Source organism: Cedecea davisae DSM 4568, from assembly GCF_000412335.2.
GTDB lineage: Bacteria > Pseudomonadota > Gammaproteobacteria > Enterobacterales > Enterobacteriaceae > Cedecea > Cedecea davisae.
Genome location: NZ_KE161030.1, coordinates 4,352,169 through 4,373,794 on the forward strand (window position 1 = coordinate 4,352,169; position 21,626 = coordinate 4,373,794).

17 protein-coding genes are annotated in these 21,626 nt (G+C 56.5%); 4 read left to right on the plus strand and 13 right to left on the minus strand.

Features of this window, described 5'->3' with window-relative positions:
- Positions 1 to 218 precede the first annotated feature (218 nt).
- Positions 219 to 1,727 carry a glycerol-3-phosphate dehydrogenase gene (gene glpD / locus HMPREF0201_RS19920; protein WP_016538546.1) on the minus strand — a complete coding sequence of 503 codons (1,509 nt, stop codon included), beginning with the start codon at positions 1,725 to 1,727 and terminating at the stop codon, positions 219 to 221.
- Positions 1,728 to 1,922: 195 nt separating this feature from the next.
- On the opposite strand from glpD, the gene glpE reads away from it, so the two are divergent.
- The 3 genes from glpE (at position 1,923) to HMPREF0201_RS19935 (ending at position 3,923) form a co-directional block, all read left to right on the plus strand.
- Positions 1,923 to 2,249, plus strand: coding sequence for a thiosulfate sulfurtransferase GlpE (gene glpE / locus HMPREF0201_RS19925; protein ID WP_016538548.1), 327 nt, complete (start codon positions 1,923 to 1,925; stop codon positions 2,247 to 2,249).
- 76 nt (positions 2,250 to 2,325) lie between these two features.
- Positions 2,326 to 3,147 carry a rhomboid family intramembrane serine protease GlpG gene (gene glpG / locus HMPREF0201_RS19930; protein ID WP_039898902.1) on the plus strand — a complete coding sequence of 274 codons (822 nt, stop codon included), beginning with the start codon at positions 2,326 to 2,328 and terminating at the stop codon, positions 3,145 to 3,147.
- A gap of 17 nt (positions 3,148 to 3,164) precedes the next feature.
- A complete protein-coding gene (locus tag HMPREF0201_RS19935) occupies positions 3,165 to 3,923 on the plus strand; it encodes a DeoR/GlpR family transcriptional regulator (RefSeq protein ID WP_039899456.1) in 759 nt (252 codons plus the stop codon).
- Positions 3,924 to 4,037: 114 nt separating this feature from the next.
- Here the strand turns inward: HMPREF0201_RS19935 and glgP are convergent, their stop codons facing one another.
- The 6 genes from glgP to asd form a co-directional block, all read right to left on the minus strand.
- Positions 4,038 to 6,485, minus strand: coding sequence for a glycogen phosphorylase (glgP, locus tag HMPREF0201_RS19940; protein WP_016538552.1), 2,448 nt, complete (start codon positions 6,483 to 6,485; stop codon positions 4,038 to 4,040).
- Between the two features lie 26 nt (positions 6,486 to 6,511).
- Positions 6,512 to 7,945, minus strand: a complete 1,434-nt coding sequence (gene glgA, locus HMPREF0201_RS19945) for a glycogen synthase GlgA (protein ID WP_039898903.1) — start codon at positions 7,943 to 7,945, stop codon at positions 6,512 to 6,514.
- Positions 7,946 to 8,056: 111 nt separating this feature from the next.
- Positions 8,057 to 9,340, minus strand: a complete 1,284-nt coding sequence (glgC, locus tag HMPREF0201_RS19950) for a glucose-1-phosphate adenylyltransferase (protein ID WP_039898904.1) — start codon at positions 9,338 to 9,340, stop codon at positions 8,057 to 8,059.
- A 13-nt stretch (positions 9,341 to 9,353) separates the two neighbouring features.
- Entirely contained in the window at positions 9,354 to 11,336 is a 1,983-nt protein-coding gene (gene glgX, locus HMPREF0201_RS19955) for a glycogen debranching protein GlgX (RefSeq protein WP_016538555.1), read from the minus strand.
- The gene (glgB, locus tag HMPREF0201_RS19960; RefSeq protein WP_039898905.1) at positions 11,333 to 13,519 is read right to left on the minus strand and encodes a 1,4-alpha-glucan branching enzyme; all 2,187 of its coding nucleotides are present in this window, start codon (positions 13,517 to 13,519) and stop codon (positions 11,333 to 11,335) included. Before glgB ends, glgX begins: the two co-directional genes overlap by 4 nt.
- Positions 13,520 to 13,778: 259 nt before the next feature.
- Positions 13,779 to 14,885, minus strand: coding sequence for an aspartate-semialdehyde dehydrogenase (asd, locus tag HMPREF0201_RS19965; RefSeq protein WP_016538558.1), 1,107 nt, complete (start codon positions 14,883 to 14,885; stop codon positions 13,779 to 13,781).
- 174 nt (positions 14,886 to 15,059) lie between these two features.
- On the opposite strand from asd, the gene HMPREF0201_RS19970 reads away from it, so the two are divergent.
- Entirely contained in the window at positions 15,060 to 15,653 is a 594-nt protein-coding gene (locus tag HMPREF0201_RS19970) for a YhgN family NAAT transporter (protein WP_016538559.1), read from the plus strand.
- A 384-nt stretch (positions 15,654 to 16,037) separates the two neighbouring features.
- Here the strand turns inward: HMPREF0201_RS19970 and HMPREF0201_RS19975 are convergent, their stop codons facing one another.
- From HMPREF0201_RS19975 to HMPREF0201_RS20000, 6 genes are all read right to left on the minus strand, one after another.
- Positions 16,038 to 16,472 carry a hypothetical protein gene (locus HMPREF0201_RS19975; protein WP_016538560.1) on the minus strand — a complete coding sequence of 145 codons (435 nt, stop codon included), beginning with the start codon at positions 16,470 to 16,472 and terminating at the stop codon, positions 16,038 to 16,040.
- Between the two features lie 115 nt (positions 16,473 to 16,587).
- Entirely contained in the window at positions 16,588 to 17,928 is a 1,341-nt protein-coding gene (gene gntU, locus HMPREF0201_RS19980) for a gluconate transporter (protein ID WP_039898906.1), read from the minus strand.
- A complete protein-coding gene (gene gntK / locus HMPREF0201_RS19985) occupies positions 17,925 to 18,458 on the minus strand; it encodes a gluconokinase (RefSeq protein ID WP_016538562.1) in 534 nt (177 codons plus the stop codon). Before gntK ends, gntU begins: the two co-directional genes overlap by 4 nt.
- 149 nt (positions 18,459 to 18,607) lie before the next feature.
- Positions 18,608 to 19,603 carry a gluconate operon transcriptional repressor GntR gene (gene gntR / locus HMPREF0201_RS19990; RefSeq protein ID WP_016538563.1) on the minus strand — a complete coding sequence of 332 codons (996 nt, stop codon included), beginning with the start codon at positions 19,601 to 19,603 and terminating at the stop codon, positions 18,608 to 18,610.
- A gap of 94 nt (positions 19,604 to 19,697) precedes the next feature.
- A complete protein-coding gene (locus HMPREF0201_RS19995; RefSeq protein WP_016538564.1) occupies positions 19,698 to 20,393 on the minus strand; it encodes a pirin family protein in 696 nt (231 codons plus the stop codon).
- A gap of 123 nt (positions 20,394 to 20,516) precedes the next feature.
- Positions 20,517 to 21,554 (minus strand): oxidoreductase, encoded by a 1,038-nt coding sequence (locus HMPREF0201_RS20000; RefSeq protein WP_016538565.1) that lies wholly within the window; start codon positions 21,552 to 21,554, stop codon positions 20,517 to 20,519.
- Positions 21,555 to 21,626 lie beyond the last annotated feature (72 nt).

Sequence of the window (21,626 nt, forward strand, 5' to 3'; positions counted from 1 at the left end):
GAAAGAGAGCGATCGTCGGGAACGGATCGCGAACGACCCCAAATGTTTGGGTGATAGCCGGGGGTTTACCGCTTTAGCGGCGATGAGTTTGCCGGGCGCCGGGGGTTGTCAGGGGGAATGGCGTATTTCCCCCTGACACGTTCACAGTGCTCTGGGCTTACAGGGGCAACCGTTCGATGGGTGAACGGAAAAAATGCGAACTGGAAAAAGGCTCTCTGTTAAGACGCCAACGACAACCCAGCTTTAGCCGCGCGCTTTACCAGCCACTGCGACACTCGAGTTTGCTGCTCTTCATCCAGCCACATCCCCAGCTTGGTTCTGCGCCAGAGCGCATCTTCCGCGCATTTCACCCATTCGTGATCCGCAAGGTAACGCAGCTCGGCTTCGTAAAACTCATGGCCAAAATCGTCGCCCAGGTCACTCACGCTGGTTGCTTCCCCGAGGACTAAATCGCTGTTGCTGCCGTAGGTACGCGCCAGCCGGCGAGCCAGGCTCTCGGTCAGGAAGCCGTAACGACGGCGCAGTTTTGCCGCATAATCATCGCGGTCACCGCCGATATCCCCGCCGGGCAGGCGGCTTTCTTTGGTCCAGGCCGGGCCGATGTTCGGGTAGTAACGCTCCAGCTTATCAAGCGCATGCTCGGCGAGCTTGCGGTAGGTCGTCAGCTTGCCGCCAAACACCGACAGCAGCGGAGCCTTGCCGTTTTCGTCGTGAATATCCAGGGTGTAATCACGGGTTACGGCCTGCGGCGAGTCGGACTCATCGTCACACAGAGGGCGAACGCCGGAGTAAGTCCAGACAATATCTTGTTTGCTCAGCGACTTTTTAAAGTGCGCGTTATAGACGTTCAGCAGATAGTTAATTTCTTTGTCATCAATCTGCACCGCTTTCGGATCACCGTGATATTCCACATCGGTGGTGCCGATGATGGAGAACTCATCCATCCACGGGATAACAAACACGATACGTTTATCTTCGTTTTGCAGAATGTAGGCCTGCTTCTGGGTATGCACGCGCGGCACCACGATATGGCTGCCTTTAATCAGGCGGATACCGTAAGGAGATGGCAGCTCCAGCCCTTCATCAAAGAAGGTTTTCACCCACGGGCCGGTCGCATTGACCAGGCCTTTCGCACGCCAGGTAAAGGTTTCACCGGTGTCGATATCCTGAGCCTCAACCACCCAAACGCCATTTTCGCGGGTCGCTTTGGTAGCCCGGGTACGGGTTTTCACTTCGCCGCCTTTGCGGGTCACCATCTGGGCGTTTGCCAGTACCAGGCGAGCATCATCAACCCAGCAGTCAGAATATTCGAAACCGCGCACGATTTCTGGCTTCAGCACCGAGTCCGCGCCAAAACGCAAGCCGGTGGAGGCCGGCAGGCTGGTGCGTTTCCCGAGATGGTCGTACATAAACAGACCGGTACGGATCATCCACGCGGGGCGAAGATGCGGGCGGTGCGGTAAACGAAAGCGCATAGGGAAGGCAATATGGGGAGCCATTTTCAGCAGCACTTCACGCTCGGCGAGCGCTTCGCTCACCAGACGAAATTCGTAATGCTCCAGATAGCGCAGGCCGCCGTGGATAAGCTTGGAACTGGCGGAAGAAGTGGCGCATGCCAGATCCTGCCCTTCCAGCATTAACACGGATAACCCGCGGCCCGCGGCGTCGGCCGCAATACCGGCGCCGTTTATGCCACCGCCAATTACAATCAGATCTTTGGTTTCCATGTTGCCCTCACGCACTTTCGTTAAAGCTCAAAAATGTTCGATATCGCTCATAATAGCAATTGTTCATCCGCTTTGGTAACGAAATAAAAACATTTCTACGTGATATGGATAACATATTGGCGTTATTATCAGCGCCAGCGGGGTGCAATGCCTTAACATGCCCCTTGTTTCCTTTCATTCTCGACGAGTAAAACCATGGATCAATTTGAATGTATTGGTGTGGAAGAAGCCCACCAGAAACTCCAGCAGCAGCAGGCGGTATTAGTGGATATCCGCGATCCGCAAAGCTTTGCCATGGGACACACGCCGGGGGCTTACCACCTCACCAACGACACGCTGGTGACTTTTATGCAGCAAGCCGACTTCGACACGCCGGTAATGGTGATGTGCTACCACGGCAACAGCAGCAAAGGCGCGGCTCAGTATTTGCTGCAACAGGGCTACGACCAGGTGTATAGCGTTGACGGCGGTTTCGACGCCTGGCACCGTCATTTTCCTGCCGAGGTCGCTCACGGCTCGTAAAGTTCAGCGTTTGCGCTCACTCCGGGTATACTGCTTGCCTTTGTACGGCTTTAAAGACGAACTTGGTTAAACTTTCATGATAATGATCACCTCTTTCGCCAACCCGCGCGTGGCGCAGGCTTTTGTCGACTATATGGCGACCCAGGGCGTTATTCTTACCGTTCAGCAGCATACTCAGAGCGACGTCTGGCTGGCAGATGAAAGCCAGACTCAGCTGGTTCGTGCCGAGCTGGAACGTTTTCAGGCCAACCCCGGCGACCCGCGTTATCAGGCTGCCAGCTGGAGTACCGGCCACAGCGGCGTTGGCTTCAGCTATAAACGCTATCCTTTTTTTGCCACTATCAAAGAGCGCGCCGGGCCGCTGACCCTTGGCGTCATCTTTGTCTGCATCGCGCTGTTTGTACTGCTGAACCTGGTCGGCTTTGGCCCGGTAATATCGCTGCTTGGCTGGCCGCTTGACCCGAGCCAGCGCTTTGAGCTCTGGCGCTACTTCACCCACGGCCTGCTGCATTTTTCCTTTATGCACATCATCTTTAACCTGCTGTGGTGGTGGTATCTCGGCGGAGCGGTGGAAAAACGCCTCGGTACCGGCAAACTGCTGACGCTGACGCTCATTTCCACCCTGCTGAGCGGCTTTATGCAGGCTAAATTTACCGGCCCGCTGTTTGGCGGCCTGTCGGGCACGGTGTTTGCCCTGATGGGTTACGTCTGGCTGCGCGGCGAACGAGACCCGGACAGTGGCATTCAGATGCAGCGAGGCCTGCTGACATTTGCCATTATCTGGCTGGCTATCGAAGTCTTTACTCAATCTGCGGTGATCCCGGCTCACCTGACCGGTATGCTGGTTGGTCTGGCTATGGCGCTGGTCGACACCCTGAATGCGCGAAAACGAACATAACAACGCTGGAGTAGATGGTGAAGCAAACACAACGTCATGACGCGATTATTGAGCTGGTTAAGCAGCAGGGATACGTCAGTACCGAAGAGCTGGTGGAGCAGTTTGCCGTCAGCCCGCAAACCATTCGCCGCGATCTGAACGATCTCGCCGACCAGAATATGATCCTGCGCCATCACGGCGGTGCGGCCCTGCCTTCAAGCTCGGTAAACACCCCGTGGCACGACAGGAAGGCAACACAAACCGCCGAGAAAGAGCGTATTGCGCAAAAGGTTGCCAGCCAAATTCCTAACGGCGCGACGCTGTTTATCGACATAGGTACCACGCCGGAAGCCGTTGCCCATGCGCTGCTGGGCCATAGCAACCTGCGCATCGTGACTAACAACCTCAACGTGGCAAACACGCTGATGGTAAAAGAAGACTTCCGCATCATTCTGGCAGGCGGAGAGTTGCGCAGCCGCGACGGCGGCATCATCGGGGAAGCGACGCTCGACTTTATCTCCCAGTTCCGCCTCGACTTCGGCATTCTCGGCATCAGCGGCATCGACAGCGATGGCTCGCTGCTGGAGTTCGACTACCACGAAGTCCGGACCAAACGCGCAATCATCGAAAACTCACGCAGCGTCCTGCTGGTTGTGGACCACTCGAAGTTTGGCCGTAATGCGATGGTTAACCTGGGCAGCATCAGCCTGGTGGACACGGTTTATACCGACGTGATGCCTCCGGCAGGCGTGATGCAGGTGATTAAAGAGAATAACGTGCAGCTGGAGCTGTGCTGAGTTTTTACCCTCACCCCGACCCTCTCCCTGGAAGGGAGAGGGGGAAAGCGGCGTACTCCTCACCGTTTTAGTCCCCTCTCCCACACGGGGAGAGGGTTAGGGCGAGGGGCAGAACTACAATCTCACCGGCTTGATATGCCAAATCTCATCGGCATACTCCTGAATCGTCCTGTCGGACGAGAAGTAGCCCATATTAGCAATATTATGCATAGCGCGGATGGTCCACTCCTCCGGGTGCTGATAAAGCTGGTCGACCTTTTCCTGGCAGTCAACGTAGCTGCGGTAATCCGCCAGCACCTGGTAGTGATCGCCGAAGTTAATCAGCGAGTCCACCAGGTCACGATAGCGGCCGGGTTCCCCCGGGCTAAACGCGCCGGTGGCGATTTGCGTTAGCACCTGGCGCAGCTCTTCATCCTGCTCATAATATTCACGCGGGTTGTAGCCTTTACGCCGCAGCTCCTCCACCTGTTCCGCGGTATTGCCGAAGATAAAGATGTTCTCCTCGCCAACGTGATCCAGCATCTCAACATTGGCGCCGTCCAGCGTGCCGATGGTGAGCGCCCCGTTGAGGGCAAACTTCATATTACTGGTCCCAGAAGCCTCGGTTCCCGCCAGAGAAATCTGCTCGGAAAGATCCGCCGCTGGAATAATCAGCTGGGCCAGGCTAACGCTATAGTTGGGAATAAACACCACTTTCAGCTTATCTTTCACCTGCGGATCGTTGTTGATAACCTCCGCCACGTCGTTGATCAGGTGGATAATATGTTTCGCCATGTAGTAGGCAGAGGCCGCCTTCCCGGCAAAGATATTCACCCGCGGTACCCACTCCGCCTGCGGATCGGCCTTGATGCGGTTATAGCGGGTAATCACGTGCAGGACGTTCATCAGCTGGCGCTTGTACTCGTGAATACGCTTAATTTGCACGTCGAACAACGCATCCGGGCTGACCACCACGTTCAGCTGTTGGCCGATGTAGGTTGCCAGCCGTTTTTTATTGGCTAGCTTGGCCTTGCGCACCGCCTCATGTACCGTCGGGTAATCAATATGCTGCTTCAGGTCATTAAGCTGGCTGAGATCGGTGCGCCAGGTCTGGCCGATGTTTTCATCCAGCACGTCAGAGAGCGCCGGGTTCGCCAGCGCCAGCCAGCGCCTCGGCGTAACGCCGTTTGTCTTATTACTAAAGCGCATCGGGAAGATGCTGGCGAAGTCGGCAAACAGCGACTGCACCATCAGGTTGGAGTGCAGCTCGGAAACGCCATTCACCTTATGGCTCACCACGACTGCCAGCCACGCCATACGCACGCGCCTGCCGTTGGACTCATCAATAATTGACGCTCTGCCAAGCAGCCCGGTGTCGTTGGGATACTGCTCCTGCAGGGTCTTCATAAAGTAGTCGTTAATCTCGAAGATTATTTGCAGGTGGCGCGGCAGGATTTTACCCAACATATCCACCGGCCAGGTCTCCAGCGCCTCGCTCATTAAAGTGTGGTTGGTGTAGGAGAACACCTGGCATGTCACCTCGAAGGCCTCTTCCCACGAAAATTTGTGCTCATCAATCAGCAGCCGCATCAGCTCCGGAATCGACAGTACGGGATGGGTATCGTTCAGGTGGATGGCCGTTTTTTCGGCCAGATTGGCGTAGGTTTTATGCATCTGATAGTGGCGGCTCAGAATGTCCTGCATCGTCGATGAAACGAGGAAATATTCCTGGCGCAGGCGCAGCTCGCGGCCGGAGTAGGTTGAATCATCCGGGTAAAGCACGCGGGAAACGTTCTCGGAGTGGTTTTTATCTTCCACCGCGGCAAAGTAATCGCCCTGGTTAAATTTACCGAGGTTGATTTCGCTACTGGCCTGGGCGTTCCACAGCCTCAGCGTGTTGGTGGCATCGGTATCGTAGCCGGGAATAATCTGGTCATAGGCCACGGCGAGGATCTCTTCCGTTTCCACCCAGCGGGACCTTCTGCCCTCCTGCTGAATACGCCCGCCAAAGCGCACCTTATATCGGGTGTTGTGGCGCTTAAACTCCCACGGGTTGCCGTACTCAAGCCAGTAGTCGGGCGACTCTTTCTGGCGGCCATCAACAATGTTTTGTTTGAACATGCCGTATTCGTAGCGGATACCGTACCCACGCCCCGGCAGGCCAAGAGTTGCCAGCGAATCGAGGAAGCAGGCGGCGAGGCGGCCAAGACCGCCGTTACCGAGCCCGGGGTCGTTCTCCTCGTCAATCAACTCTTCAAGATCCAGCCCCATATCTTCCAGCGCGTTCTTCACATCCTCATAAATACCGAGCGAAAGCAGCGCGTTGGATAACGTCCGGCCAATCAGGAACTCCATCGACAGATAATAAACCTGTCGCACCTCCTGGGAGAGCTGGGCGCGGTTGGAGCGCAGCCAGCGCTCTACCAGCCTGTCCCGTACCGCAAAGAGCGTGGCGTTGAGCCACTCGTGTTTATTGGCGATGGCAGGGTCTTTCCCCACCGTAAACATCAACTTATAGGCAATCGAGTGTTTTAGCGCCTCGACGCTCAGCGTGGGTGATGCATAGGAAAAGGGTGCATTCATATCAGTGATTCCTGGTGTATGGGTAATTACATCAAGCGTTGATAAAGGTCGCGGTATGCCTGCGCCGCTACCTGCCAGCTAAAATCCATATTCATCGCCTGCCGCTGCACAAAACGCCACAGCGACGGGCGGGACCACAGCACGAAAGCACGCCGGATCGCACGCAACAGCGACCAGGCATTACTGTCTTCAAACACAAAACCGGTAGCCACGCCGTCCGCCAGATTTTCCAGCGACGTATCGGACACGGTATCGGCCAGCCCGCCGGTTCTGCGCACCAGCGGCAGCGTGCCGTACTTCAGGCCATAAAGCTGGGTTAAGCCGCAGGGTTCAAAGCGGCTCGGCACCAGAATCACGTCCGCGCCGCCCATAATTCGATGAGAGAACGCTTCGTGATAGCCAATCTGCACCCCGACCTGGCCCGGATGCTCAGCCGCCGCGGCAAGGAAGCCTTCCTGCAAGACGGAATCTCCAGCCCCCAACAGCGCCAGCTGTCCGCCCTGCTCAAGCAGGCCAGGCAGCGCCTCCAGCACCAAATCAAGTCCCTTCTGGCTGGTTAAGCGACTGACCACCGCAAACAGCGGCACCTTGTCATTCACCTTAAGCCCCATCGCGACCTGAAGCTGACGTTTGTTTTCCGCCTTCTCCTCCAGCGTGTCACGGGTGTAGCGCGACGCCAGCAGCAGGTCGCCCGCCGGGTCCCAAATCTTGTCGTCCACGCCGTTGAGAATGCCCGACAGCCGCCCTTCACGCTGGCGCTGGCGCAGCAGCCCTTCCATGCCGTAGGCGAAATGCGGGTCGGTTATCTCCCGGGCGTAGGTCGGGCTGACGGCGGTAATATGGTCGGCGTAGTACAGCCCGGCCTTGAGGTACGAAATCTGGCCGTGGAACTCCAGGCCGTTCATATCGTAAAACGACCAGGGCAGGTCAATTTCACTTAAGTGATGGGCGTAAAACATCCCCTGGTAGGCCAGGTTATGCACGGTAAAAACGGACTTAGCAGGGCGGCCACGCGCCTCAAGATAAGCCGGAGCCAGACCCGCATGCCAGTCGTGGGCATGCACCACATCCGGATGCCAGAACGGGTCCAGCCCGCAGGCCATCTCCGCGCCCACCCAGCCCAACAGGGCAAAGCGCAGCACGTTATCCTGGTAAGCAAACTGGTTAGTATCGTGGTACGGGCTTCCCGGCCGTTCATACAGGTGCGGGGCATCAATCAGGTAAATGCCTACGCCGTTATACTGGCCGTAAAGCAGGCGCATCGGGCCCGCGAAAGTCTGACGATGCGCCACCACCTGAGCATCGCTAATGCCCCGCCGGATATCCGGAAAAGCGGGTAACAGCACGCGAGTATCCACTCCGCCGGCAATTTGCGCCGCCGGTAAAGCCCCGAGCACATCCGCAAGGCCGCCGGTCTTCAGCAGTGGAAACATCTCGGAACAGACATGTAAGACCTGCATTATCGCTCCCATATGGAAAGTCGCGGCGCTGTGTCTCAATCATCAGGCAACGCCAAACGATAAAAAACCGCCGCACGGCAGCGCCGTGCGTAGGCCAATTTATTGCGCGCATTAGCTCTGCAATTTCGCCAGCATCTCGCGCGTAACCAATACAATGCCCTCTTCAGAGCGGTAAAAACGGCGGGCGTCTTCTTCCGCATTCTCCCCAACGACCATCCCCTCAGGGATGACGCAGGCGCGGTCGATAATGCAGCGCCGCAGGCGGCAGGAGCGGCCAACGATAACGTCCGGCAGCAGCACCGAAGAGTCGATATTGCAAAATGAGTTAATGCGCACCCTCGGGAACAGCACGGACTGCACCACCACCGATCCGGAGATAATGCAGCCGCCGGAGACCAGCGAGTTAAGCGTCATGCCGTGGCTACCGGAACGGTCCTGCACAAATTTAGCCGGCGGCAGCGGCTCCATATGGGTACGAATAGGCCAGTTCTGGTCATACATATCCAGCTCCGGCATGACGGAAGCCAGGTCAAGATTAGCCTTCCAGTATGCTTCCAGCGTCCCTACGTCGCGCCAGTAAGGTTCCGAGTTGGGGTCAGACTGCACGCAGGAGAGCGGGAAGGGGTGAGCATAAGCCTCGCCCGCACGGGTCACTTTCGGAATGATGTCTTTCCCGAAGTCGTGGCTGGAGTTTTCATCCTTATCGTCTTCTTCCAGCAGCCTGAAAAGGTAATCGGCGTCAAAGATGTAAATCCCCATGCTGGCCAGAGATTTGCTGCTGTCGCCGGGCATCGTAGGCGGGTTGTCCGGCTTTTCGACAAACTCGATAATTTTCTCGTCAACATCTACCGCCATAACGCCGAACGCCGGGGCCTCATGCACCGGCACCGGCAGGCAGGCCACGGTGCAGCGCGCGCCCTTCTCTACGTGGTCGATAAGCATGCGCGAGTAATCTTGCTTGTAGATGTGGTCCCCGGCGAGGATGACCACGTATTCGGCATCATAGCGGCGAATAATATCGAGATTCTGGGTGACCGCATCCGCCGTACCGCGATACCAGTTTTCACCGTGAACGCGCTGCTGAGCCGGGAGCAGATCGACAAATTCGTTCATCTCTTCGCTAAAGAACGACCAGCCGCGCTGAATATGCTGCACCAGGGTGTGTGATTGATACTGAGTAATGACCCCGATACGGCGAATACCTGAGTTGATGCAGTTGGAGAGCGCAAAATCAATAATGCGGAACTTGCCGCCAAAATGAACGGCAGGTTTGGCGCGGGTCGACGTAAGATCCTTCAGGCGAGTTCCGCGGCCTCCGGCCAGAATTAATGCGACGGATTTAATAGGCAGTTGCCGGGCCAGCATTAACGGATCGTTTTTCTCAAACCTAACCATGACTAACTCCTTTTCATGACTTTTGGAACACGCAAACTCCGTGCGCAGGACCATGCCATACAGCCATCACTACCGGGTTATCCTCTCCGGCAAACGGAGGAACGGCGTGCCATTCCCCTTCAGGTAGCACTATTTCTGCCACTTCTTCGGTGGCGTTAATGGCTATCAGCCAACGGTCAGACAGCTGGATTTGCAGGCGATGCACTCCGGTCTGCCATTCGTCGACGTTCAGAGGCTGCGCCTCTTTATTCAGCCAGCGGACGTTGCCGTCCCCCTCTTCCCACCAGCGGTTTGCCGTCAGGGCCGGGATGGTCTGGCGCAGATGAATCAGTGCCGCGGTAAAAGTCGTTAAGCCGTCATTCCCCTGCTCCCAGTCGAGCCAGGTCAGCACGTTGTCCTGGCAGTAGGCATTGTTGTTGCCGTGCTGGCTGTGGCCGTGCTCATCCCCGGCCAGCAGCATCGGCGTGCCCTGGGAAAGCAGTAACGTAGTCAGCAGCGCGTGCACGCTGTCGCGCCGTCGCTCCTTGGTCGTCGGGCTGGCTTCCAGGCCTTCAAAGCCATAGTTATTGCTGAAATTGCTGTTGGTGCCGTCGCGGTTATCTTCACCGTTGGCTTCGTTATGCTTCTGGTTAAAGCTCACGCAGTCGCGCAGGGTAAAACCGTCGTGGGCGGTGACTAAATTTATACTGGTGGACGGCAGCCGCTCGCCGTGGCGGTAAACATCGCTCGACCCGGCAAAGCGGCAGGCGAATCCGCCCAAAGAGAGATCCTGCTGCAACCAAAAGCGGCGCATGCCGTCGCGGAAATGATCGTTCCATTCCGCAAACAGCGGCGGGAAGTTGCCGACCTGATATCCGCCCTGCCCGATGTCCCACGGCTCGGCTATCAGCTTGACCTGCGAGAGCTGAGGGCAGTTTTTGATCGCCTCAAACATCGGGGCATCCTGCCGGAATTCCGGCGTTCTCCCCATAACCGAGGCAAGATCGAAGCGGAAGCCGTCAATATGGAAACTCTCTACCCAGTAGCGCAGGCAATCCATCATCTGGGCCACTACGCCGGGGGTGCTCAAATTCAGCGTATTGCCGCAGCCCGTCCAGTTCTGATAGTCGCCGTTGTCCATTAACCAATAATAGCTACGGTTGTCGATTCCGCTCAGGGACAGGGTCGGGCCGTCCTTATCCAGCTCCGCGCTATGGTTGAGCACGATGTCGAGCAGCACCTCAATACCGGCTTCGTGCAGGGCCTTAATCGCGCCCCGCAGCTCGTTGGCCGCTTTGTGAGGGTTTTGATCCACCGCGTAATAGCTTTCTACCGCATAAAACGCCCGGGGGTTGTAGCCCCAATAGTTACTCAGCCCAAGCTGCGAGATCCTCGGTTCGGTAACGAAATGCGCCACCGGCAGCAGCTCCAGCGCCGTGATCCCCAGCCGTTTGAAGTAGTCGATCATCACCGGGTGACCCAGCGCGGCGTAGGTTCCGCGTAGCTCCTCGGGAATACCGGGATGCAGCAGCGTTAGCCCGCGAACATGGGCTTCATAAATAACCGTGCTGCCCCACGGCGTACGCGGCGGCTGGTCTTCTTCCCAATCAAAATGCTCCCTGACCACCACGCATTTGGCCATGTGAGGGGCGCTGTCTTCAGGATTCGGTTGCTCATAGCCGCAGTGAAAGTGCGGGTGATCTTCTGCCCCGCCGACGACAACCCGCGCGCAGGGGTCCAGCAAGAGCTTGGCGGGGTTAAAGCGATGGCCATTTTCAGGCTCCCACGGCCCATGAACGCGGTAGCCGTAAACCAGGCCGGGTTTGCCATCGGGCAGATAGCCGTGCCAGATGTCGCCGCTGCGCGACGGCATGTCGTAGCGCCGCTCGTGGCCGTGCTCGTCGAACAGGCACAGCTCCACTTTTTCTGCGTTGGCAGAGAACAATGTAAAGTTCACGCCTTTGCCGTCGTAATGGGCGCCGTAAGGCTCGGGGCGTCCCTTAGCAAGCTGCGTCATTCGCCCTCCCGGATCAGCCAGAGAGTGGACAGCGGCGGCAGCGTCAAACATAGGGAATGCTCCCGCCCATGGCTTGGCTGCGGCTCGCTGCGCACCGTTCCGCTGTTACCGGCATTGCTGCCGTGGTAGTGCATGGAGTCGGTGTTTAACTCTTCGCGCCAGCGCCCCGGCTGGTTGATACCGAAGCGATAGTGATAGCGCGGCACCGGCGTAAAGTTGCTGGCGACAATTACCTCGTTACCCTGCGCATCGCGCCGCACAAAGATAAATACCGAGTTGGCTTTATCCTCCACCACCAGCCATTCAAAACCGTAATTATCGAAGTCCAGCTGATGCAGCGCGGCGTGCCGCCGATAGGTGTGGTTCAGGTCGCGCACCAGCCGTTGCACGCCGTGGTGCCAGTTATCGCCGCCCTGCAACAGGTGCCAGTCGAGGCTGGTATCGTGGTTCCACTCGCGCCCCTGGGCGAACTCATTGCCCATAAACAGCAGTTTTTTGCCGGGGAAGGCCCACATCCAGCCGTAGTAGGCACGCAGGTTGGCGAACTTCTGCCAGGCGTCGCCGGGCATTCTGTCCAGAACGGATTTTTTGCCGTGAACCACTTCGTCATGCGACAGCGGCAGGACAAAGTTTTCGGTGCCGTTGTAGAGCATGCCGAAGGTCATTTTGTCGTGATGATGCTGGCGATAAACCGGGTCGAGCTTCATATAGTCGAGCGTGTCGTGCATCCAGCCGAGGTTCCACTTAAACCAGAAGCCGAGGCCGCCCATGCTCGGCGGACGCGACACCCCGGCGAAGTCGGTAGACTCTTCCGCCATGGTGACCGCCCCCGGCGTTTGCTCGCCGATGATGCGGTTGGTGTTACGCAGAAACTCAATGGCCTCGAGGTTTTCTCGCCCGCCGTATTCGTTCGGCAGCCATTCGCCTGGCTGGCGGCTGTAGTCGCGGTAAATCATCGAGGCGACCGCATCCACGCGCAGACCGTCAATGCCGAAGCGTTCAATCCAGTACAGCGCATTACCCACCAGATAGTTGCTGACTTCCCGGCGGCCATAGTTGTAGATAAGGGTATTCCAGTCCTGGTGGTAGCCTTCGCGCGGGTCTCCGTGCTCGTATAGCGCGGTCCCGTCGAACTTCGCCAGCCCCGAGTCATCCGTCGGGAAGTGGCCCGGAACCCAGTCCAGCAGCACGCTCAGCCCGGCCTCGTGGGCAGCATTGATGAAGTAGATAAACTCATCCCGCGTGCCGAAGCGCCGCGTTGGAGCATAGAGCCCCTGCGGCTGGTAGCCCCAGCTACCGTCGAACGGATGCTCATTAATCGGCAGCAGCTCAATGTGCGTGAAGCCCATGTCCTTGACGTAAGGCACCAGCTGTTCAGCAAGTTCGCGGTAGCTGAGCCAGAAGTTATTGTCGCTGTGCCGTCGCCACGAGCCGAGATGCACCTCATAAATAGAGATCGGCTGGTCAAAACCGTTGGCCTTCTGGCGCTCGGGGCTGAGAGTGGTTTTCTCCGGCAGGCCGCAGATCAGGGAGGCAGTGTCGGGGCGCATTTGCGCTTCGAAAGCGTAAGGATCTGCCTTAATGCGCAGATGCCCGTCGGCATCCACCAATTCGAACTTATACAGCTGCCCGTTGTGCGCGCCGGGGATAAACAGCTCCCAAATTCCGCTTTCGCGGCGCAGCCGCATCGGGTGGCGACGGCCGTCCCAGTAGTTAAACTGACCAACAACGGATACCCGGCGGGCGTTAGGAGCCCAAAGCGAGAAGCGCGTTCCGGTCACGCCATCCATCGTGGCGGCATGGGCGCCTAATGTTTCATATGGGCGAAGATGGGTGCCTTCGGAAAGCAGCCAGCTATCGAGTTCCTGAAGCAGCGGGCCGAAGCTATAAGGGTCGTCAATCAGGTTTTCCTGACCGTGCCAGACCACGGCGAGCTGGTAGCGAAAAGCATTTTTACGGCGAGGAAGAAGCCCGCAAAAGAAACCGCGGGAGTCGAGACAGTCGAGTTTGCTCACTTTGCGCCCGGTTTTCAGTTCGATAACCCAGACTTCGGTGGCGTCAGGCAGCAGCGCGCGGACTTCAAGCCCGGCTTCTGTTTGGTGCATTCCCAGCAGGGAAAACGGATCGGCAAAGTGACCCGTAATTAGCGCATTAATCACGTCTCTTTCCGGAAGAACAGACATGGCATTTTCCTTTTTTATGTGTCACTTATGACCCGCGCTACGCCTGCGCGCAGGTACGACACTTATCATTGACCCCGGCGAAAGGCACCCAACTCCTGTAAGCCCATTCGCCCAATACTCGCCCAACGCTTGCGCGTTATGACTTAAGCATAGCCAACGCTTTATTGACTCCTCGTGAAATAAATTAATTACCCCGTTTTACTCCATGTAAAACGCAAAAAAAGAGGGGCAACAATGCCCCTCTGCTAAATTCGCTTGATTATGCGAGCGCCCGTAACATCCTGCGCAGCGGTTCGGCAGCGCCCCACAGCAGCTGGTCGCCGACGGTGAAGGCCGAAAGATATTCAGGCCCCATATTCAGCTTACGCAGGCGGCCAACCGGAGTAGACAGCGTGCCGGTTACCGCGGCAGGCGTCAGCTCGCGCATGGTGATATCGCGGTCGTTTGGCACCACTTTCGCCCACGGATTATGCGCGGCCAGCAGCTCTTCAATGGTCGGGATGGAGACGTCTTTCTTCAGCTTGATGGTGAACGCCTGGCTGTGGCAGCGCAGCGCGCCAACGCGCACGCAAAGGCCATCAACCGGAATAACCGAAGAGGTCGCAAGGATCTTGTTGGTTTCCGCCTGGCCTTTCCACTCTTCGCGGCTCTGCCCGTTGTCGAGCTGTTTGTCGATCCACGGGATCAGGCTGCCTGCCAGCGGTACGCCAAAGTTATCGACCGGCAGGTTGCCGCTGCGGCCCAGTTCGGTCACTTTACGTTCGATGTCGAGAATAGCCGAAGCAGGGTTAGCAAGCTCGGTTGAAACTTCGTTATACAGCTGGCCCATCTGATTCAGCAGTTCACGCATGTGGCGCGCGCCACCGCCGGAAGCCGCCTGGTAGGTTGCCACGGAAACCCAGTCAACCAGGTCGTTGGCAAACAGGCCGCCGAGGGACATCAGCATCAGGCTGACGGTGCAGTTGCCGCCCACGAAGGTTTTCACGCCTTTGTTCAGGCCGTCCTGAATGACGTGCTGGTTAACCGGGTCGAGGATAATAATCGCGTCATCTTTCATGCGTAGAGAAGAAGCTGCGTCAATCCAGTAACCCTGCCAGCCGCTTTCACGGAGCTTTGGATAGATTTCGTTGGTATAATCGCCGCCCTGGCAGGTCACTATGATATCCAGCGCCTTCAGCGCTTCCAGATCAAAGGCGTCCTGCAATGTAGTGCCGGTAGCGCCGGCAAACGTAGGGGCAGCCTGCCCAAGCTGGGAAGTGGAGAAGAAAACCGGACGAATGGCGTCAAAATCGCGCTCTTCCACCATGCGTTGCATGAGTACAGAGCCGACCATACCGCGCCAGCCAATAAAACCAACATTTTTCATAGCGACTTAATCCTGCAGAGATGATTGCGTGTGTAAGCGCTGGCAGTGAGCCAGAACATCACTCCACCTTACAAAATGCAGCCAAAGTCGCAAGTGAAATTAATCAATGATATCCGCCGTGTCAGAAACAAAGCTTATTAACAGAAATAACTTGCCAGATTTTGGGGAAAACAGATGACAGAAATCATATCCGCTGCGGTTCTACTGATCCTGATTATGGACCCGCTCGGCAACCTGCCGATATTTATGTCGGTACTGAAACATACCGAGCCTAAGCGCCGCCGGGCAATTATGATCCGCGAACTGCTGATTGCCCTGCTGCTAATGCTTATCTTCCTGTTTGCCGGAGAAAAAATCCTCGGCTTCCTGAACCTGCGGGCGGAAACCGTCTCCATATCAGGAGGGATTATCCTGTTCCTGATAGCAATTAAGATGATTTTCCCGACTCAGGAAGGCAGCTCGTCCGGCCTGCCCGCCGGTGAAGAGCCGTTTATCGTACCGCTGGCTATTCCGCTGGTTGCCGGCCCTTCTCTGCTGGCGACGCTGATGCTGCTTTCGCACCAGTATCCAAACCAGATGGGGCATTTAGTGGCCGCGCTGATGCTGGCCTGGGGCGGCACCGTGGCAATTTTGCTGCAATCGTCGCTGTTCCTGCGCCTGCTGGGTGAGAAAGGGGTTAACGCCCTTGAGCGCCTGATGGGTCTGGTGCTGATTATGATTTCCACCCAGATGTTCCTGGATGGGATTCGTACCTGGATGCGTGGGTAAGCGTTATCCCCTCCTCCAGACGGCCGGTCTTCTATGAAGATATGAAGAAAGTTCCGTTCACCTCAAGTAAGGGTTCATGTGCAGCTACCGAACCGGTGAACGTCTTAGGGGAGTCACCGTCACTCCCCTAAGAACCCGGACTCCCGTCAAAATAAATCGACCGCTGAAGCGGCAGACCTCAGTTTTATCTCCCAGCCCTGGGTCGGCTGAGATGCGTTCCCGACGCTCACAGCCTCCGGTCGTTCCGGACACCCGGCCCCTGGTCAGTCGGAGAGAAAACTGAGGCGATTTAAGCCGGAACCAGGGCCTCGCTTTTAGCCCGCAGACGTACTGAAAATAACAGTAGCTTCAAGTCCCACAACCACACCCTTGTCCCCGGCATCTTCACGAACACATATATCGATATGGCCCCGGCTCGCATGCACGCAGCCAGAGGTGAAGGTTTTCCTGCTTCAGCGTATACATGCCGCCAAAAAACGGATCGACAACCAGCCATCCCGGCACGCCGAAGAAAATAATGTTGCCGAACAAATACCAGTGGCTTAAACGGGTTTCCAGCGGAAGGGACATCGAGTAATACCCTTCATGCTTTAGCGTCAGCGTGTAGTTTTTCTTCCCGAAGTAGCTGCCGTCCGTCTTTTTAAGCGTAACGGAGCCTGGCGTGGTGCCCTGCGCGGCGATGTCACCTTTGTCATCAAAAATCGTGAAGGCTGCGCTGGCTGGCGTACTGTCAATATAAACCGTGGCGTCATTGTTACCCACCAGCGTTGCACAGCTGGTTAACAGCGGGAATAGCAGTAAGAAGAGTAATTTTTTCATTCGGACGCTCTCTCTTTAATAGGGAGTATTAGCGTCACGATGAGAGGCAAGCTTAATCGTAGAAAACAAAACACCCGGCAATAGCCGGGTGTTTGAAGCAAGATTTGAGGCGATATTAAGACAGCAGGCTGAACGCAATCATGCCGACAATCGCCCCGGTGGTGCCGAGGATGGTTTCCATCATCGTCCAGGTCTTCAGCGTTTGCGCTTCGGTCGCGCCGGTAAACTTGCCGAACAGCCAGAAGCCCGCGTCGTTTACGTGGCTCACCACGATAGACCCACCCGCGATACAGATAGACAGAGCGGCCATCTGCGCGCCGTTATAATGCAGCTGTTCGATAACAGGCATCACCAGGCCAACGGCGGTCAGGCAGGCTACGGTCGCGGAACCCTGAATAATGCGTACCGCAGCGGCCAACACGAAGCAGGTGATAGCAATAGGCAGGCCCATGCCGGTTAGCGCTTCACCCAGAGCGGGACCCACGCCGGAGTCGACCAGTACCTGTTTGAACACGCCGCCCGCGCCGATAACCAGCAGGATGATACCCGCAGGCTGCAACGCCTGGCCGCAAACCGCCATCACCTTCTCTTTTTCCATGCCCTGGCGGTAGGCCAGACCATAAATCGCTACCAGGCAAGCAACCAGAATCGCGGTGAACGGGTGGCCGATGAACTCGAGCCATTCGTACAGCGTGGAGCCAGGCGCGGTAAAGCGAGCGGCGATTGTTTTCAGGCCAACCAGCACCAGCGGCAGCAGAATAAGCGACAGGCTGAAGCCAAACGACGGCAGTTTGCCCTCGCCTAAATGCGGCTCGGAGATGTCCTCCGGGATTTTCAAATCAACAAATTTGCTGATAAAGCTGCCGAACAACGGCCCGGCGATAATCATGCCCGGGATAGCGGCGCACAGACCAATCAGGATCATCCAGCCAAAGTCGGCGTGCATCTGGGAAGCCAGCAGCATTGGCGCTGGCCCCGGCAGCAGGAACGCAGCGGCGGCGGCAACGCCCGCAAATAGAGGAATAACCAGCTTCACAAGGTTGGTGCCGGTGTGGCGAGCCATGGAGAACGCGACGCTAATCAGCAGCACGATAGCCACTTCAAAGAACAGCGGCAGCGCGCAAATCAGGCCGGCCAGGCCAATCGCATAGTGAGCGCGGCTGTGGCCGAAAGATTTCAGCATCTTGACGGCAATCTGATCCACCGCACCGGTTTCATGCAGGATCTTGCCGAACATCGCGCCAAGCGCGACGACAATGGCCAGGAAGCCCAGCGTGCCGCCCATGCCTTTTTGCATAGTGTCAGCGATTTTATCGAGCGGCATCCCGGAAAACAGGCCTGCGCCAATAGAAACCACCATCAAAGCAACGAAGGCATGCATACGCGCCTTCATTACTAAAAACAGCAGTAACAGCACGGAGCCGACTGCCGTTAAAACAAGCGTTAATGTACTCACTCTGCGCTGCCTTTGTTGATTAATGCGAGGGTGCTGGCGACAACGCCGTCCAGCGGCTGGTCGATATTGACGACCAGAACATCTTTTTCATCCGCCTGCGGCTCTTGCAGGGTTTCGAATTGGGTCACCAGCATCTGGGTTTTGAAGAAGTGGCCTTTGCGAGCTTTCAGGCGGCTTTCAATCACCTCGAAATCACCCTTCATATAGATAAAGGAGAGGTTCGGGTTGCCGTCGCGCAGCAGGTCACGGTAGTGCTTTTTCAGCGCCGAGCAGACGATCAGCGAAACCTTATTGGTACGCTGCATGGCGAATGCCGCGTCGTTTAACGCCTTCAGCCATGGAGTGCGATCGTCGTCGTTCAGCGGTTCGCCGGAGGCCATTTTCAGGATGTTGCTGCGAGGATGCAGGAAGTCGCCGTCAAGGAACGCGGCGTTCAGCCGATGGGCAACTTCGCTGGCAACGGCGGATTTACCGCTGCCGGAGACGCCCATCAGGACGTAAATATGGTGGTCGTGATTAGTAGTGCTCATGATGGCTCCGACTCTGACACAAAACTTTGCGTCTAAATTTGTTACGGGTAACAGTTACCGATAACATTTTCCGGGCTGGCTGCACAATAAGCAATAACCATTAGCTTGCAAAGTGTATATCTGTGAGCTACATCAAATAAAAAAATAGACTAAATCGAGCCGCCGGGCGACAGCGTAAAGCCTAAATCGAGCATTTGAGGCGTGATGGTTTCACCGCGAATACGCGCCAGCAGCCGCTCGGCACCGATGCGCCCCATGCGTTCACGCGGGGTCAGCACGCTGGCGAGGCGCGGCTCCATGACCTGGCCAATATCGTGGCCGTGGAAACCGGCAATCGCCATATCCTGAGGAATGCGCAGGCCCTGGCGCTGGCATTCAAAGGCCGCGCCGATCGCTAAGTCATCGTTGGTACAGAAGATGCTGTCGAGCTGCGGGTATTCGCGTTTTGCCTGGCGCAGCAGCTCAATACCGGTGGAATAAGAAGAGGAGTTTTCAATCATCACGCTGTAGGGCGTCAGCCCCGCGTCGAGCATCGCCTGCTCGTAGCCTTTTTGCTTGATAAGGGTACGTTCATCGAGACGCGCCCCAAGGTAGGCCACATGTTTATGGCCCCGGGCGATAATAGCCGCCGTCATCTGGCGAGCTGCTTCAAAGTTATCGAACCCCACGGCGATGTCCAGGCAAGGCGACACGCTGTCCATCAATTCCACCACCGGTATACCGGCGACTTCAATCATCTTCAGCGTTCTGGGAGTGTGGTTGCGCTCGGTCAGGATCAGGCCGTCGATGTTCCACGAAAGCATCGACTCCAGGCGCTCCTGCTCCAGCTCGGGCTTGTAGCCGTAGTGGGCGAGCATAGTCTGGTAGCCGTGGGCATCAATAACGTTTTCAATCCCGCGCAGCACTTCGGCAAACACCTGGTTGGTGAGCGAAGGAAGCAGGACGCCAATAGCGCGGCTGGTTGAATTAGAAAGGATATCCGGCGCACGGTTCGGGATATAGCCCAGTTCATCTAACGCGGCGGCAATTTTAACCTGCAGCGCGGCAGACACCTGGTCAGGATTGCGTAAGAAACGGCTGACCGTCATTTTGGTCACGCCTACGCGATCTGCAACATCCTGTAGTACCGGTCTTTTCTTTTTCATCGTCCTGCCTGGCTTGTAAAGTTTCGACAGCCGAGTTTAGCACGGACAAAAGAAAACCCGCCCTTTTTCAGGGGCGGGTTGTGACGGGTAACGTTTATACCGGCGGCAGGTCGAACAGCAGTATTTCGCTCGCTTCGTTGGCATGAACAGAAATAGCCTGCTCATCCCACACGGCTATCGCATCACTGGTTTTTGCCTGCGTGCCGTTGATGGAGACATCGCCTTTCACGACCTGGATCCACACGCAGCGATCGGCCGGAATTTGGTACACCGACTGCTCCTCTTTCGCCAGCGCCCAGCGCGACAGTTCCATATCCTGATAAACCTTCAGGGAGCCGTCACGGGCATCCGGGGAAAGCACCAGCTGGCGGCCCTGCGGCGCATCAAAACGGCGCTGATCGTAACGCGGCGTAATCCCGGTTTTTTCCGGAATGATCCAAATTTGGTACAGGCGCAGCGGTTCGGTTTCGCTGGCGTTGTACTCGGAGTGACGGATGCCGGTCCCGGCGCTCATAATCTGGAATTCACCGGCAGGCACGCGTTCTTTATTGCCCATGCTGTCCTGGTGTTCTACCGCGCCTTCCAGCACGTAGGTCAGAATTTCCATGTCTTTGTGCGGGTGAGTCCCGAACCCCTGGCCGCCGTCGATAACATCTTCGTTAATCACGCGCAGCGCCGAGAAGCCCATAAAGTTAGCATCGTAATAGTCGGCAAAAGAGAAGGTATGCCAGCTATCCAGCCAGCCGTGATTAGCGTGGCCGCGGTCCTGTGCTTTTCTTAAATAGATCATGATATGTCCTCCGCAATTCGTTTGATGGGATAAGTGTGGACCCATTTAGCGGAGGATCATAGAGGGTGAAAATTGACTCCTCTGTTCAAAAAAAATGAATAAGTCAGAGGAGCCAAAATACCATCAGGAGAGGCTTATAGCGGCGGGAGATGGCTGTTCAAATCCGCGCTCCAGAATTTCCAGATTGGTGAGAACTTCAATTTCACTGACGTAATTCGGCTTGCCGTTTATCAGGGTTTCATACAGCGCATCGTAAACGCGGCCATAGTCGCCCTGTTCCGGCTTCCACTCTTCACGTACCGTTTCTCCGGATTCGTTCACATACTCAAGCTGCGCCACGCTGCTGTCGGCGGCGAAGCCCGGTTCGCCCGGCATGATGTACGCCTTGAGGCTGGTTTCCTGCTGGTCGATACCATATTTCACAAACGAGCCTTTGGTGCCGTGAACGATAAATTTCGGGTAGTCGATTTTCACCAGATGGCTGGTTTTCACGATGGCCTTCAGGTCGCCATAGAACAGCTGGGCTTCAAAGGTGTCGTCCGGGTTGGCTTTATTACGCAGGCTACGAATATCGTAGGCAACGTGGTCGGGGCGGCCAAACAGGGAGATGATTTGGTCCATGGTGTGCACGCCAAGGCCGTAGAATGCGCCGTCCGCAGGTTTGCCCGGGTTAGCGGCCGCCTCAGGGCGATACATATCAAAGTGGCTTTCGATTTCCACGATTTTGCCAAGCTTGCCGCTCTCGATGGCTTTTTTCATGGTCAGGAAGCAGGAATCAAAGCGGCGGTTCTGATACGGGGAAACAACAAGCCCTTTTTCTTTCGCCAGCGTCAGCAATTCACGCGCCTCGGCAAGCGTTGGGGTAAACGGTTTTTCCACCAGCACGTTTTTACCCGCTTCCAGCGCTTTTTTTGCGTACTCAAAGTGGCTGTCAACGTGGGTACAAATCACCACCAGCTTCACTTCAGGATCGTTGAGAATATCGTCCAGCTGGCTGGTAAAGTGGATGCCCGCGTACTGCGGTTGCTGCTCCAGCTCCGGCTTTTCGCTGCGGCGGAAGATGTGGGCAACGTGGAGCTTATCTTTGCGGACCAGAACGAACGGGAGATGGTAGCGGGTGGTGCTTTTACCGAATCCGATAAAGGCGCAGTGTAGGGTCATTTCATTGTCCTTTTTGATTTGAGCTGCCTTTACCTTACTGCATTTTTCACCCGTATTTTATTAAAACTGGAC

Coding starts and splice junctions, on each gene's coding strand:
- glpD (WP_016538546.1), bottom strand. CDS start 1,727: ATGGAAACCAAAGATCTGATTGTAATTGGCGGTGGCATAAACGGCGCC.
- glpE (WP_016538548.1), top strand. CDS start 1,923: ATGGATCAATTTGAATGTATTGGTGTGGAAGAAGCCCACCAGAAACTC.
- glpG (WP_039898902.1), top strand. CDS start 2,326: ATGATAATGATCACCTCTTTCGCCAACCCGCGCGTGGCGCAGGCTTTT.
- glgP (WP_016538552.1), bottom strand. CDS start 6,485: ATGAATGCACCCTTTTCCTATGCATCACCCACGCTGAGCGTCGAGGCG.
- glgA (WP_039898903.1), bottom strand. CDS start 7,945: ATGCAGGTCTTACATGTCTGTTCCGAGATGTTTCCACTGCTGAAGACC.
- glgC (WP_039898904.1), bottom strand. CDS start 9,340: ATGGTTAGGTTTGAGAAAAACGATCCGTTAATGCTGGCCCGGCAACTG.
- glgX (WP_016538555.1), bottom strand. CDS start 11,336: ATGACGCAGCTTGCTAAGGGACGCCCCGAGCCTTACGGCGCCCATTAC.
- glgB (WP_039898905.1), bottom strand. CDS start 13,519: ATGTCTGTTCTTCCGGAAAGAGACGTGATTAATGCGCTAATTACGGGT.
- asd (WP_016538558.1), bottom strand. CDS start 14,885: ATGAAAAATGTTGGTTTTATTGGCTGGCGCGGTATGGTCGGCTCTGTA.
- HMPREF0201_RS19970 (WP_016538559.1), top strand. CDS start 15,060: ATGACAGAAATCATATCCGCTGCGGTTCTACTGATCCTGATTATGGAC.
- HMPREF0201_RS19975 (WP_016538560.1), bottom strand. CDS start 16,472: ATGAAAAAATTACTCTTCTTACTGCTATTCCCGCTGTTAACCAGCTGT.
- gntK (WP_016538562.1), bottom strand. CDS start 18,458: ATGAGCACTACTAATCACGACCACCATATTTACGTCCTGATGGGCGTC.
- gntR (WP_016538563.1), bottom strand. CDS start 19,603: ATGAAAAAGAAAAGACCGGTACTACAGGATGTTGCAGATCGCGTAGGC.
- HMPREF0201_RS19995 (WP_016538564.1), bottom strand. CDS start 20,393: ATGATCTATTTAAGAAAAGCACAGGACCGCGGCCACGCTAATCACGGC.
- HMPREF0201_RS20000 (WP_016538565.1), bottom strand. CDS start 21,554: ATGACCCTACACTGCGCCTTTATCGGATTCGGTAAAAGCACCACCCGC.